This window comes from Shewanella sp. Scap07 (assembly GCF_013394145.1).
Taxonomy (GTDB): Bacteria; Pseudomonadota; Gammaproteobacteria; order Enterobacterales; family Shewanellaceae; genus Shewanella; species Shewanella waksmanii.
Window position 1 is genome coordinate 2,323,629 of sequence record NZ_CP041329.1, and the last position, 14,322, is coordinate 2,337,950.

At 43.8% G+C, this 14,322-nt stretch carries 14 protein-coding genes; 7 read left to right on the plus strand and 7 right to left on the minus strand.

What is annotated here, in order from left to right; all coding sequences use genetic code 11:
- Positions 1-27: 27 nt before the first annotated feature.
- The 4 genes from FLM48_RS10145 to FLM48_RS10160 form a co-directional block, all read right to left on the minus strand.
- A complete protein-coding gene (locus FLM48_RS10145) occupies positions 28-1,950 on the minus strand; it encodes a hypothetical protein (protein WP_179024552.1) in 1,923 nt (640 codons plus the stop codon).
- 241 nt (positions 1,951-2,191) lie between these two features.
- Positions 2,192-2,572 (minus strand): DUF2069 domain-containing protein, encoded by a 381-nt coding sequence (locus FLM48_RS10150; RefSeq protein ID WP_179024553.1) that lies wholly within the window; start codon positions 2,570-2,572, stop codon positions 2,192-2,194.
- Between the two features lie 10 nt (positions 2,573-2,582).
- Entirely contained in the window at positions 2,583-2,930 is a 348-nt protein-coding gene (gene arsC / locus FLM48_RS10155; protein ID WP_179024554.1) for an arsenate reductase (glutaredoxin), read from the minus strand.
- An 82-nt stretch (positions 2,931-3,012) separates the two neighbouring features.
- Complete coding sequence (locus FLM48_RS10160) at positions 3,013-4,422, minus strand: M48 family metalloprotease (RefSeq protein ID WP_179026338.1); 1,410 nt, start codon at positions 4,420-4,422, stop codon at positions 3,013-3,015.
- 246 nt (positions 4,423-4,668) lie between these two features.
- Between FLM48_RS10160 and FLM48_RS10165 the strand changes: the two genes are divergently transcribed.
- Both FLM48_RS10165 and FLM48_RS10170 read left to right on the plus strand, forming a co-directional pair.
- A complete protein-coding gene (locus tag FLM48_RS10165) occupies positions 4,669-4,893 on the plus strand; it encodes a sulfurtransferase TusA family protein (RefSeq protein WP_028773885.1) in 225 nt (74 codons plus the stop codon).
- A 71-nt stretch (positions 4,894-4,964) separates the two neighbouring features.
- Complete coding sequence (locus FLM48_RS10170) at positions 4,965-6,080, plus strand: AI-2E family transporter (RefSeq protein WP_179024555.1); 1,116 nt, start codon at positions 4,965-4,967, stop codon at positions 6,078-6,080.
- Between the two features lie 40 nt (positions 6,081-6,120).
- Here the strand turns inward: FLM48_RS10170 and FLM48_RS10175 are convergent, their stop codons facing one another.
- Positions 6,121-7,008, minus strand: a complete 888-nt coding sequence (locus tag FLM48_RS10175; RefSeq protein WP_179024556.1) for a LysR family transcriptional regulator ArgP — start codon at positions 7,006-7,008, stop codon at positions 6,121-6,123.
- 209 nt (positions 7,009-7,217) lie between these two features.
- Here FLM48_RS10175 and FLM48_RS10180 point away from each other — a divergent pair, with 209 nt between their 5' ends.
- Entirely contained in the window at positions 7,218-7,784 is a 567-nt protein-coding gene (locus FLM48_RS10180; RefSeq protein WP_179026339.1) for a LysE/ArgO family amino acid transporter, read from the plus strand.
- A gap of 58 nt (positions 7,785-7,842) precedes the next feature.
- On the opposite strand, the gene bcp is transcribed toward FLM48_RS10180, so the two are convergent.
- Both bcp and FLM48_RS10190 read right to left on the minus strand, forming a co-directional pair.
- A complete protein-coding gene (bcp, locus tag FLM48_RS10185; RefSeq protein ID WP_028773881.1) occupies positions 7,843-8,313 on the minus strand; it encodes a thioredoxin-dependent thiol peroxidase in 471 nt (156 codons plus the stop codon).
- Between the two features lie 19 nt (positions 8,314-8,332).
- Positions 8,333-8,872 (minus strand): glycine cleavage system protein R, encoded by a 540-nt coding sequence (locus FLM48_RS10190; protein ID WP_179024557.1) that lies wholly within the window; start codon positions 8,870-8,872, stop codon positions 8,333-8,335.
- 242 nt (positions 8,873-9,114) lie between these two features.
- Here FLM48_RS10190 and dapA point away from each other — a divergent pair, with 242 nt between their 5' ends.
- The 4 genes from dapA (at position 9,115) to FLM48_RS10210 (ending at position 14,077) form a co-directional block, all read left to right on the plus strand.
- Positions 9,115-10,002 (plus strand): 4-hydroxy-tetrahydrodipicolinate synthase, encoded by an 888-nt coding sequence (gene dapA / locus FLM48_RS10195; protein ID WP_179024558.1) that lies wholly within the window; start codon positions 9,115-9,117, stop codon positions 10,000-10,002.
- The gene (gene bamC / locus FLM48_RS10200) at positions 10,003-11,127 is read left to right on the plus strand and encodes an outer membrane protein assembly factor BamC (protein ID WP_179024559.1); all 1,125 of its coding nucleotides are present in this window, start codon (positions 10,003-10,005) and stop codon (positions 11,125-11,127) included.
- A 235-nt stretch (positions 11,128-11,362) separates the two neighbouring features.
- A complete protein-coding gene (locus FLM48_RS10205; RefSeq protein WP_157577587.1) occupies positions 11,363-11,515 on the plus strand; it encodes a hypothetical protein in 153 nt (50 codons plus the stop codon).
- A 177-nt stretch (positions 11,516-11,692) separates the two neighbouring features.
- A complete protein-coding gene (locus FLM48_RS10210; protein WP_179024560.1) occupies positions 11,693-14,077 on the plus strand; it encodes an EAL domain-containing protein in 2,385 nt (794 codons plus the stop codon).
- The last annotated feature ends 245 nt before the right edge of the window (positions 14,078-14,322 follow it).

Genomic DNA, 14,322 nt, shown 5'->3' on the forward strand with positions numbered 1-14,322 from the left:
AAGCACCTTGGTTTTCTCACATCATATTCAGTGGCGATTGCCACTTAACTGCAGCGGCGGCTCCATTTGAGCGCTCACAGCCGATGTCCGCTGATAACTTTGTACTCCTGCTTGCTGCGGACTGATTAAAACTAAATTGTCAGCCCAGCTTTTTCCTGCTTCCATAGCAATTGGCGCAGGCAGAGAGCTAACTAAGGCATTGCCATCTAATTCTGGCATCATTTGGTTTATGACCAATGCCGAGCGGTTTTCTAGTGCTGCTTCACCAATTCTGCCTCTTTGGCCCCAATCGACGATGATATTGGCGCTGCTTGGTGTGTCGGGGCTATCAGTGACACCCACATCACGCAAAATGCCATAGCGGTAGCTCATCATAGCTTCTTCAAACAACATTGCTGCATCTTCTCGCGGTGTTGAATAGGCATAGGAATCAGACGCTCTGTCAGCACTAAAGAAGCCAGTAATGTCGGCTGGGGTATAGCCTTTTTGAGTTTCCGTGGCACTTTCACCTCTAAAACGAACATCCGCTAAGTCAAACAGTTCTTGGCTGTTGAGTGGGTATTGTGAAGTCAACATATCTGAAATGAGCGCTTTATCATTATTGCGCCTGACGTAATCGTCGTACAGCGTCGGCCCGGTAAGCTCGCCATGGATACTTCGAGGAAAGAAGTCATTAGCGTGGGCTAGCTCATGGTATAACAAAGAGGCAAGATCGCCAGACAATTGCTGCAGTTCGCGGCTATTTCGCTGCGTAATGTCATCAATATAAGAGACATATTGATTATCTTTTACATAGCGCCAAGGCATTAAAAAGGCTAACTCATTGCTAAAACCAGAACGATAATCTGGTGCCTCGTTGATACTATCTCGTTGCTCTGGCGTTAGCCATAAATCATTGGGGTCAAGATAGATGGCACCGGTTACCACCCAGTAAAAAGAGGGGCGTACGTCATAACTGATCACTATCGCTGTGACCGATTGTAATAAGGTAGCAAAATCACTATGGGGATCGAGCTCTGTTAGAAAACGTTCAAAATTTTCACCCATCCATTGATGAGAAACCAACAATCTATCCATGATTGCTTGTTTATCAATCTGGCTACTTTGTTGACCAATTAGTGGCAAGGTTGCGATGTTACAGGGCTCATTAAGTTGATTGGAGTATACGCACTCATCAAGTACTGCTGCGTAGGGTGAGTTTGGGTTATAAGCAAAGGTTGTCGCGACAGGCTCATCGAAATAAGGGGAGGTAATCGCTGGTTGTTGGGTGACCAACACATTGACATCGTCGCTGTAGTTTACTCCTGCATTAGTGCCGCTGGCTCTTAACGTGATAATAGTATCGTCATTGACTTGCGGGGCAGTGAATAGTGGTCTTTCAGGATTAGATAAATCCAAACCAACTGTCGGCCCTTGAGCAATACACCAAGACAAATCGTTAATGACTTGTCCTGCAATTCTTTGGGCTCTGATACTGACCCCATTACCTGATACGACTTGATGATCGGCGTTAACTTTAAGTGCCGAGCCTGACTGGCCAACATCGATAGTAACCAGCTCGGTTAGGTTGGTATTTTGACTATTAATTGTGACGCTAAATTGATAACTGCCATTTTGCGGAGCTTCAAAATTTAGTACCGGAGAGCGCACGCTGGTAAGGCTTAATGGTGCGCCGGCGACCTGTTGCCATTGATAGCTTAACTGGTAGCTTGGCGTATTGGCTAACTGTGCAATGATACTAGCCGGTTGGCCTTGATAGTAGTTTTGTTCGGTCAAAAAGCTGATATCTGAGTCGGTATCAAGCAGCACCAATTCAGTCGATGTGTCGCAGCGGCTAAGATCGGGTAGCGGTGGCGTGGTGGGTTCACCCGAATCGCTACTGTCACTGCCACCACCGCATGCGGTCATGGTGAGTGCCATAGTTAGCGTAAGTAGGCTAAGTCTGCGCATGTAAACCTCCATCAAATATCAGCTCAATCAGCATGATATCGGTGTTAAATTTGCTATTTATAGTTATACGTTTTTAAAGCGTTACACGATCGAAAAGTTAGATTTAGCGTGTATGAGTGTGCTTTGTTTGGTTGTGAACACATTACACGCTCGTTATAAAAATGTCATCACAATCAGGCACAAGGCTGGACTTTCAGGTGGCAGGACTCTCCGGTAGGGGCGACAGATAAAAAAAGCGCTGTTAAGCGCTTTTGTTTTTGTTCTTTTTCAAACCTAAGCCCAATTCGCGGCCGCGTAACCGTGCATAAAAGGGGAATCCTAGCATTAATAAGCCCAGTAACAGTACTTCGGCAATGGCGAACAATAGGTGTGTTTCTGTTACCCAAAGTAAGGTTAGGCCATGCAACATGTACAAACATAATATGAAACTGGCCCAAGCGTAGGTATAGGGTTTACCCTGTAACACGCCTTTTAAAGGCGCTAACAAGGGGAGTACCCACAGTAAGCTAAATGCCATGGAGTATTCACCGCTTAAGCCCTTATTGATAAACCATCCACTTAGCAGCAGCACCAAGATGATGTAGCCTGCCCGGCACCACTGAAATAAGGCTGATGTTGTCATGGTTAGCTCTTTATATAATTGATAGAACGTTTTCTGGAGGACGACCAATTGCTGCTTTACCGTTAGCCAGTACTATCGGGCGTTCAATCAGCTTAGGTGTGCTGGCCATCGCGCTGATAAGTGCTTGCTCATCGGTGACATTGGCGAGACCTAACTCTTTGTATTCAGTTTCTTTGGTGCGCATTAGCTGGCGTGCATCAATGGCTAGCTTGGCTAATATGTCTTTGATTTCAGCGACGCTAAGCGGGTTTTTTAAGTACTCTATTGTGGTGATCTCACAATTGTTTTCTTCAAGCAGGGCTAATGTTTGACGGCTTTTTGAACAGCGAGGGTTGTGAATAATACTAACTTGAGTCATTGAGTTATTCTCGATAGAAACGATGTGACTATAATACTTGAAAAGTTGAGCGGAGTCACAAAACTACCGCTCACTATTCACGCTATTGAAGCGCCTCAATAGCGCGCTTGGATTGTTTAAACTGCCTTATTCTGGCTTCAATCCTAGCAAGTTGTAATGGATTCTTCTCTGACAGGCGATAGGCAAAGTTTAATTGATCTATTGCACCGCCATAATCAGCCCCGAGTGCCATGGTCTCGGCCTTAACAAAGTGCTCCATGGCCTTATCACCGGTCTTTTTGTAGGCGTCGCTAAGTAGGTACAAGGGCAGCTGGTTTTGTCTATCCAGAAAAATCATCTCTTCTAACAAAGGAATCGCTTTGCTGGCTTTGCCGCTTTCGATATAGGCATGTGCAAGGTTGGTGTTTATCACAGCAGAAGTGGGTTTTAAGCGTCTATGGCGCTCGAGCAGCGCAAGTGCGCCTTCAAAGTCCTCTTTCTCAATCAGCAGATCTGTTTTGGTATCAATGTAGAAAAGGTTATTTTTGTCGTTGGCCAATAGGTCATCAATAATTTTTTCTGCGTTGACAAAATCCTTGGTTCTAAACAATGCCAGTGCTTTACCATAAAGAGCTGCTTCTCTGAACTCATAAGTGCGGCGCTGCAATTGTCTATCGAACAACATGATAGCGGCTTCATCACTAAAACTACTGAAACGTACTTGAATACGAGCTTTAGCCAACTGGAAGTCTAAGTTATCGGGAATGTAGCGGTGCGGGTATTGTGCAGCGCGGTTGCGAGCCTCAGTAATACGCGATTCTGGCAATGGGTGAGTCAGCAACATTTGCGGAGGCTTGCTGGTAAAGCGATAGCGAGTGGCTAACTTTGCGAAAAAGTCTGCAGCGCCATTAGGGTCAAATCCGGCATCAACCAAGATTTGCATGCCAATACGGTCAGCTTCTTTTTCATGTAGACGCGTGTAGTTAATTTGTGCCTGGGTGGCCAATGCTTGGGTGGTGGCCAAAGCTGCCATGCCCGCTTGTGGCGCGGCAATGGTGAGTAAGATAGCACCTAGCATACCGGCGATAGTAGCCGTCGAGCTTTTTTGTTGTGCTTCGATTGAGCGTGCTAGATGGCGTTGGGTAACGTGGGTAATTTCGTGACCGAGTACCGAAGCTAACTGACTTTCGTTATCGGCATTGAGAAACAGCCCGGTATGAACCCCGACATGGCCACCAAAAAATGCGAATGCGTTGATTTCATCATTGCGCAGCAAGAAAAAATAAAACGGGGTCTTAACGCCGGTGGCATGGGCGACAAGTTTATTGCCTAACTCAGTTAGATATTGATTTAAAACCGGGTCATTGACCATAGGTGCAGAAGATCGAATAACGCGCATATAAGCGTCGCCATATTCGGTTTCTTTTTCTAAACTAAATGTGTTGACCGCTGCAGTACCAAGATCAGGTAAATCATTATTAGCCACTGCCAATGGTGCGGTTACGGTAAACATCAAAGAGACGATGCCAGCCAACACTTGCTTTTTGGTTTTGATATTAGTCAAGCGAATCCTTACAGTTTTACTCGTTTTCGTCAGCAAAAAATTTCGTTGTTGATACAAAAACCTACAACTCAAATTAGCTATAATACCGTTTTAATCGTTATTATCGTTAAAAGCGGGCGATGGCATTAACTCACTGCTTGAGCTTTTATCGGAGACTAAGGATAATGGCCTTAGTTTGTCTTTAGCAAGTTGATTATGATTTTTCTTGATTTAACTCCGTACAAATGTCCATTAGCCTTGGTAAAGTTGAAGCTTGCGTTAAAACAGTTATCACATCAACAAGTCTTGTCTGTTACTTTGTCAGACTCTGGAACTAGGCAAGATGTTCCCCGGTTTTTACAAAAAGCGCAATATCGCTACCGTATAGTCAGCGATACGCCACAATGCTGTGTGGTAGAAGTTGAAAATAATGTGCAGTAAATTTATGTTTTCTTTAGTTGGCGCAAAAAATCATGTTTGTGGTTCTGCCACTTAATTTTTAGGAAGAGTGAATGTTAAGCCTTTTAAATAAATGGTATAAAGCCCGCTTCAGCGATCCCCAAGCCGTCACCTTAGTGATGATTATCATCGGCTTAGCGTTAATACTATATTTTGCAGGTGGATTGTTAGCGCCGTTACTTGTGGCATTGGTGCTAGCATTTTTGCTGGAGTGGCCGGTAGCCCAAATGCTGAGGTTAGGGATGAACCGTTCAACCGCCGCATCTTTGGTGTTAGTGCTGTTTGTGGGGTTGATGTTGCTCATCGTTTTAGTATTGATGCCCAGTATTTGGCGACAAGGCTTAGCCTTGATATCCGATTTGCCGAGTATGATAGACAAAGGCCTTATCACCGCGCAGGGTTATATCAATCAATACCCACAATTTATTGCAGCAGATCAGCTAGATAGCATGGTTAATCAGCTTAAAAAAATGCTAGACACTCAGCATCTACTGGATTTTGGTAAACAACTCATTGGCTATTCTGCCTCGCTTTTGGTGTTGATGGTATACGCGATTTTGGTGCCGTTATTAGTGTTTTTCTTCCTTAAGGATAAAGACAGCCTGATTAAAGGTAGTAAGCGTTTTATTCCTACCAATCGTGATCTCGCCCGTAAAGTTTGGTACGAAATGCATCAACAGATATTCAATTATATTCGCGGTAAAATTATTGAAATCGTGATCATCGGTGTAGTGAGCTATCTGTTTTTTGCCATCATGGATCTACGTTATGCCGCGCTACTGGGTGTATTGACGGGCCTATCTGTACTTATTCCGTATGTTGGCGCCACGTTAGTTACACTGCCGATTGCGTTAGTGGCCTTTTTCCAATGGGGGATCAGTCCTGAGTTTGGTTATTTGATGCTGGGTTACGGTATCATTCAGGCTTTAGATGGTAACTTGTTGGTTCCTATTCTGTTTTCAGATGCTGTCGATCTGCACCCAGTGTTTATTATTGCTGCCGTATTGGTATTTGGCGGCTTATGGGGGGTGTGGGGCGTATTCTTTGCCATTCCTTTGGCGTCATTGGTTAAGGCTGTCATTAATGCGTGGCCGCAACTACCTGAAGAGCAAAGCGCGCAAGATCAAGCTCAGCAGCAACAATCAGCCGAGCAACAAGTCAGTTCTTAACAATAGGGCGCTCCTCATGCTGTGTCTTAGCTGTGAGGAGCTACTTAAGTTGGTCTTTAGCTACTGAGGCTAGAGCGCGGTAGATGATACTGGTATGCTGCGCTTTAATATTCCAGTGTTGCCAATATAGCGCCACATCAATGTGAATATCGGGAGTCACTTCAACTAGACTGCCGCTGTCGAGCCATGTTTGAGCTTGCAGGTGACTCACTAACCCATAACCCATGCCTAGTTTAATGGCTTCTAGAAAACTCTCAGAAGAGGGGATTTGGTGCTCAGCCCATTGCCCGGCTTGCATTTGAAAATGTTCAGCCAAAAACTTCTGATGCAACAGATCTTTTGTATTAAAGACTACTGCCGGTGCTTTAGATAGGGTGTCTTGATTGACGCCGTTTGCAAAGTACTGCTGATAAAACTCTGGGGTTGCTAGGCAAAGATAGCGCATGTCACCAAGGTGATCGCTGCTGCATCCTGCCAATGCCTTTGCTGTGGTGGTCACACAGCCGACAGCTTCTCCGTTTTTTAATAGGTGATGAGTATAAGACTCGTCATCAATGATTAATTCAAGAATCCAACCATGGCGACTAAAGACACCAGCAAGTGCCGGTAAAAACCAAGTTGCTAGTGTATCGGCATTAACAGCAATACTGACCTTAACCGGTAGGTGGCTGTCTTGATAACCAATTTCATGGTTAAGTTCATCTTCCAACAGCTGCACATGATTAAAGTGACGCAATAGCCGCTTGCCAAGTTCCGTTACCGTCACAGGGCTAGAACGGATCAGTAGCGCTTGACCCACTCGCTCTTCTAATTGCTTGATACGTTGAGATACCGCTGACTGTGTCACACACAATATTTTGGCGGCTCGCTCAAAACTACCTTGGTTTGCTACTACGTATAGCGCGTGTAATTGTCCATAGTCCAACATCTGTTATCTCCTTACTTTCGATGTATTAGTATAACTTATGGTGCATTAAAATAATTAGTTTTATTTAATTCTAGCTTAGAACTACACTGCACTCATTGAAATATCACCAGTAAATTTAGTCCTATGAATCGACTAAAATTTTTCATTTGAAAGGAGTATTAGCTGTGCACGCATTTGTTCAAGGTGTAGGGATTGGCGCGAGCCTCATTATGGCCGTTGGCGCGCAAAACGCCTTTGTACTAAAGCAAGGGTTAAAGCAGCAACATTCAATGCCAATAGCAGCGTTATGTTCATTCATTGATGCGGTCATGATTTTGGCCGGCGTCGCTGGATTTGGCCATTTGATTCAAGCGTTCCCGCTGCTAAAAGATATCGCTAGCATTGGTGGCGCGGTGTTTTTATTTGCCTATGGCACTGCTGCGCTGAAGTCATCGTTTGTGGAGCACACTATGGAACAAGCTAGCCAACTGCAAGGGCAAACGTTAAAGGCCGCGATACTCACCACGCTGGGAATTAGCTTATTAAACCCACACCTTTATTTAGATACGGTAGTGTTGCTTGGGAGTATCAGCACCCAATTTGTTGGGAGTGATCGCTCTATGTTTGGAGCCGGCGCGGTACTGGCATCATTTCTCTGGTTCTTTAGCCTGAGTTTTGGGGCGAGATTCCTAAGTCCGTTATTTCAAAATCCCAAAGCTTGGTGTTATTTGGACCGCTTTATTTGGCTGACGATGTGGGCGATAGGATTAGGGCTGATTTATCCCTACATGAGTTAAACGAAAGTAGTGAACATAAAGTAACTGATAAAAAGCCCTCAATTGAGGGCTTTTTATATTAAGCGGTTTTTAAATGTTCAAGCACCACAGTATGGTGCTCTTTGGTTTTAAATTTGTTGAATACATGGGCAACCTTACCATCTTGGCCGATAAGGAAACTGAGGCGATGAATGCCATCATAGATTTTACCCATAAACTTCTTTTCGCCCCAAACGCCAAAAGCATCAGCGATGGCATGGTCTTCATCACTAAGTAGCGAAAAGTTTAGTTCATGTTTTTCAGCAAAACGGGCTAACTTCTTAACTGGATCTGGACTAATGCCAAAAACGGTAACGTTGAGATCATTGAGCTCACTTGAACTGTCTCGCAGGCCACATGCTTGCACAGTACAGCCAGGGGTAAGTGCTTTAGGGTAGAAATAAACTAACACGGGTCCATCTTTAAGCGCCGCTTGTAGCTCACAGCTTTTGTCGAACTGGTTTTGCAATGCAAATGCGGGGGCGGTGTCACCTACGGTTAATGTTTTCATCGTTGAATACTCACTTTTATTAGTTGTTATCTATGCCTTGCATTCTTTCAATATGGCAGCTTAATGACATATCGGTTGCCAACTCTGCTATTGAGACTTCTAACTTATCAATATCGACTTTTTCGGGAACATTAATGGTTAGAAAAACGTTTTGTGTTGGGTTGCCGTCACTATCTTCTTCAGCGTGTGAGCGAACTGCGGCTAAATCAAGTGAGCGGTCTGCTAAGAACTGGGTGATTCGTTTCATGGTTCCGCGCTGATCTTTACCATTAAAGGTAACTTCTAGCCGGCTGACATAATTAAGAGGGGTATGTTTAGAAGTCCGCTTGGTTACGGTCATTAGTTCCAGCTCAACACTTAAGGCGGGCAAGCTGGTTTCCATTTTTGTAATTGAAGCCCAAGAACCCGACATCATCATGATGAGCGTAAATTCATTGCCAAATAGCGCCATGCGGCTATCAACAATATCGCAGTCACACTCACTGGCTAGCCTTGCAAACCTACTGACAATACCTGGACGATCGCTACCCAGAGCAGTAATGACTAGATGATTGGACATGAAACTTCCCTCAATTAGTACGGTAATTTGTTCATTAACTCATCAATTAAGAAGGGTTAATTTTTAGAGGGCGCAATGTTACCACAACTTGCCAGTTTTGAGACCCCCGTCTAAGTAATCTCTTCCATATATCAACAGTATATTGGCCACAACAACGATAAGTTTCAACATTATGTCGTAGTGCTTGTTTTTACTTAAGAGCATAAGTACCATAGCCAGTCCTGAATCCTTGGGGAAGTATCATGATAAACGGAAGCATCGTAGCCTTAATCACACCAATGAATAGTGATGGCGCAGTCGATTATGCAAGTCTTGAAAAGTTAGTAGAGTACCATATCTCCCAAGGTACCGATGCCATAGTCGCAGTTGGTACCACAGGCGAGTCTGCCACGTTACCTATGAAAGAACACATTGAAGTTGTGTCGCAGACGGTGAAATTTGCAGCGGGTCGTATTCCCGTTATCGGTGGTAATGGCGCCAATGCCACTGCCGAAGCCATCGAGTTAACAAAGGCGCAGTCTAAAGTGGGCGTTGCCGCCATGTTAGGCGTCACTCCTTATTACAATAAACCTTCTCCAGCGGGCTTAGTAGCTCATTATAAAGCCGTCGCTGCAGCAACCGATATACCGCAGATCCTATACAATGTACCGGGAAGAACGGCCGTTGATATGTTACCTGAAACAGTCGCTCAACTGGTTGATGTTAGCAACATCATCGGCGTGAAAGAAGCCACAGGTGATGTGAGTCGAGTTGCACGTTTAAGAGCGCTGTGCGGGGACGATTTCCTTCTGTACAGCGGTGATGATGCCACAGCACGAGAGTTTTTAGCTTTGGGCGGTAATGGTGTTATCTCTGTAGCGAATAATATCGTGCCGCGTGAATTTAAATTGATGTGCGATGCCGCTTTAACTGGCGACACTGCTACAGCAAAAGAGATTGAGAGCCAGATCGGCGGATTATTCAGCGCACTATTTTGTGAAGCAAACCCTATTCCTGTAAAGTGGGCAGCGAAACAGATGGGATTGATTGATAATGGCTTTATTCGTTTGCCATTAACGGAACTTTCTACCCCAAATCATGGTCTGTTGCTAGAAGCGATGAAAAATGCCCGAATAGAGGTTAAAAGATAAATGCTAAAGCAAGTCACCCCTGTATTACTATTACTTGCCGTCACGACAGCTTGTAGTACCCCCGTGGATCGACGCCAAGCGAATGGTTCTGATGAATACGCAAAAGTTGAGTCTGCGCCTTTGTTGGTTATTCCTGAAGGTTTAAACGAGCCGACTTACAGCAAAGAGTATGCTATCCCTGAGTTAGGCAATAATGCTGACTCAAGTTTAGTGGGTAAAACGCTCGATATTCGTCCGCCGTTGCAGGTTCTGCCTATGGCTGAAGGTACGCATGTTGAAGAAGGCAGTGACAATATCAAGATTGTTGTCGAGTCAATTGACAATGACGTCGATCTAAAAGAAGAGCTCTTTAATGTACTTAAAGAGTACTTAAACAGTAAATCGGTCGAAATCGTCAATGAAGATTACGAAGCTGGTATTATCGAGACTGGCTGGATTGAAGATAAGCAAGTAATTGATTCAAGTTTTTGGGGCAGTGACGAAGTCTATGTATTACGTCAGCGTTACCAGTTTGATGTCGATGTGCGTCCCCATGGCCGCAGTGGTAGCCTGCTGATTGATCTCATCGAACATGAAGAAAGTTTTGATGGTTCTCAGAAAGAGATTTTCTTAAGCGGCGAAGATAAACGTCGTTATACCATCGATATGCTTAACAACACCGTCGCTTATATTAGCGTTAAACGTGCGCAAGCGATTAAGGCTAAACGCCTCAAAGAAAGCTTGGGTATTGACGTTGACCTAGTTAAAGCTGAAGTGAATGACGATGCTGACTCCGAAGCAAGCCGAAGCTATTGGATTGCTGATGCGCCGTTTAAGCGTACCTGGGATAGGCTGCGTATCGTGTTACCAGAGCTTGGCTTTGAAATTATCGATATGGACAGCAATAAAGGCTTGTACTATATCAACGTCACTGATGATTCTGGTTTCTGGAGCTCACTATGGAGTGAGAAGAAGCTGCCAATCGATGAAGGTTCATATCGCTTGTTATTACAAGATGGCGACTCTGAAAACCAAACTCGTATTGATTTGAATAACGTCGACGACGAACCATTAAGCAATGAAGTTGTAGAAGCTGTCTATGATGGTCTTGCTGAGCTAATGAGTGAAGATCGAAAAGTTCGCTAGTTATGCAGTGCAATAAATGATTCAAACTTGAAGGAGGCCTATATGGCCTCCTTTTTATTGGGCGTTTATAGGTGATGATGACAAGGAGGCCATCGAGGGGTTATACCAATCAGTATAAGAATTTGATCTACTCAGCGCGCTTTTGGCAAACTAATTCAAGGCGAATAATTGAAACAATGGTTGCTCCCTTGTAAGGTTATTCAACGCAGAAATAGGTAGCCAAAAACGCGCCAGAATGGCGAGTTTTAGCGGTTCTGATGCTGTGTTAACGAGTTTAACCGTAGAACAACTATGCTCTTCACTCGTTGCAAGCCACATGGATGTGGTGAATGTCATTAATGCAGGAGCATTTAATGACCTTGCCTCAGTACCGCTAAACTCTCGCTGAGTGACTAAATATTTATACTGATTGGTATTCGATTTGCCAAATTGATGCTGTTAACAAAATGTTGCGGTTGGGCGGGCTGTACCATATAGTAAATATTGTCGTCTGTATTGGGTACGGAAGATATCTGAATCAATAATGATAATAAAAGTTGCGTTGTAGGCAGTAGGGAGCGACTCTATGAAGCGAACGCTTCAATTGCAAGAAATAGAAGCCACAAATCTCAAAATTGTCAGTGAATTTGCGGTCGACTTACTCACTGCAAAAAGTGTTGATGACATTCTTTGGCACGTTGCACAAAATGTTGTGTCGCAATTGGGCCTAGATGACATTGTTATTTATCTTTTAGATAGCGACCAACAGCACTTGGTACAAAAGGCGACTTTTGGTAATAAAAACCCGGTTGCCAAGCTCATTTTGTCTCCCATTGTGATCCCATTAAATACCGGTATTGTCGGCAAAGCCGCTCGAGAAAGAGTGCCAATCCGTATTGGCGATACACGTTTACATCCCGAGTATATTGTTGATGATGAGGTGCGTTTATCAGAGCTTGCTGTACCTATGTTGGCTGACGGTAAGGTTATTGGTGTCATTGATTCTGAGCATCCCCAGCAGGATTTTTACACCAAACAACACGAGCGCACCGTGTTTGCCTTAGCATCAATAGCCGCCGTTAAAATTCAAAAACTACTCACACTGCAGCAACTACAGCGTACCGTAGAAGAATTAGAGTACAGCAGTAAGATCCAAGATTCGTTGTTTGAAATTGCAGAAATCATCTTTGAAACCGACAGCATGAGTGGCTTTTACCAAAAATTACATCGTTGTATTGGTAAACTGACTTTTGCTAAAAATTTCTATGTTGGTTTACTCGATAACGCCTCTCAAACTGTTTCGCTTCCCTATTATGCCGATGAGTTTGATACTGATGTACAGGGCAGGACCATCCCACTGCATGATGAGATAGTCAGCATTACAAGTTATGTGCTTAAGCGTCAAAAGCCACTGTTAGTGACCGAAGCACAAATTGGTCATTTGGTGCAAGCCGGCGAGCTAACCGTAGAAGGTACCGTGCCCAAAGCCTGGTTAGGTGTGCCTTTTGGCGATGACAGTTTTAGCGGTATTGTCGTGGTACAAAGCTACAGTGACACCTATCTGTTTACTGATAAAGATATGCAGTTACTTGTTTTTGTTGCTAAGCACATTCGTAACGCCATCGAACGTAAAAATGCCAAATCAAAAATGGAGTTTCTTGCGCTGCATGATCCGCTCACAAAGCTACCTAATCGGTTACTTTTTGCAGATAGAATAAGTCATGCCATAGATAATATCGAAGCGGAGAGCATTTTAGGTATTGCTGTTTGCTATTTGGATTTAGATAGGTTTAAACAGATCAATGACAATCATGGTCATCACATTGGTGATCAGCTATTGGTTGAGGTGAGCCGCAGGATAAATGCCTGTTTGCGCAAGCAAGATACTTTATGCCGGTTAGGCGGTGATGAGTTCGCCATACTGATTGAAGATATTTTTAGTGTCGATGAAGTTAAACGCACTGCAGAGCAAATATTAACGGTATTAAACAAGCCTATTAAGTTGGGCGACATTGAAATAGTGGTGTCGGTCAGTATCGGTATTGCTGAACATTTTTACGGTGGTGATAACACCGAGCAACTGTTGGTGTTTGCCGATGAGGCCATGTATCAAGCTAAGCTCAAAGGGCGTGGTCAGGTATATTGTTTTGATGACAGCAAGCGTAGCCAAACGTCGAGTTATAAGCTTGAAACTGAGTTTAATCAGGCGGTTAAGGATAAGCAGTTATTCCTGGTTTATCAGCCTTTGGTCGACTTAGATACGGGGACTATTTATGGCGCTGAAGCGCTAATTCGCTGGCAGCATCCGGAACTTGGCGAGATCCCGCCAGCGCGTTTTTTGCCAGAGTTTGAGCGAGCGCAGTTGATGGGCAAGCTAGATAATTATGTGGTAAAAGCGGCTTTGGCGTTTTTATCAGAGCAAGAGGCGCAGTTTGGCGCTGATTTCAAACTCAGTATCAATATATCTGGTGAAGGCTTTAATTCACGCAAACTCATTGCACGCTTAAATCAATATTTTGCTGAATCGCCCAAATTATTGAAACATCTCGCAATTGAAATTACCGAGCAGACGATTGTCAGTTCAGTAGAGGAAACCAAAGACACCATAGAGCGATTGCGCCAAATGGGGATCAGTATTTCCTTGGATGATTTTGGCACAGGCTATTCATCGTTAAGTTATCTGCAACAATATACCTTTGACTCGCTTAAAATTGACCGCTCATTTATCAGTCACATGGAAGCGGGTGAGGGTAATCAAGCGATTTTAGATGCAATATTGAGCCTGGCTAAAACACTGGATATTGCCACCATAGCCGAAGGGGTAGAAACTCAACATCAGTACACGGCGTTGCGGAATATGGATTGTCAGTATGCTCAAGGTTATTTTATGTCCAAACCTATTAATCAAAACAGTCTATTGGAATTACTACAACTCGCCCCAGATTACGGTGCGTTCAATTATCAAATTTAGCCACATATTTTGATCCAGTTGTGACTGACTAACGTAATACCCTTCTAACTTGCACATACAGCGAGTATTTCACTACAAAATTACCTGGTTTTTGCGTTTGCACTTATACATTGTGTAAGCGCTTTCGTGTTATCAAAATGTGAACTTTGTAAGCAAAGGTAAAACCCCTTGAAGCAACTGAGCGTAAAGGTAAACTAATTGCACTAAACCCTGTCAGTACTCGGAAAATTAATGAAAAAAATAAT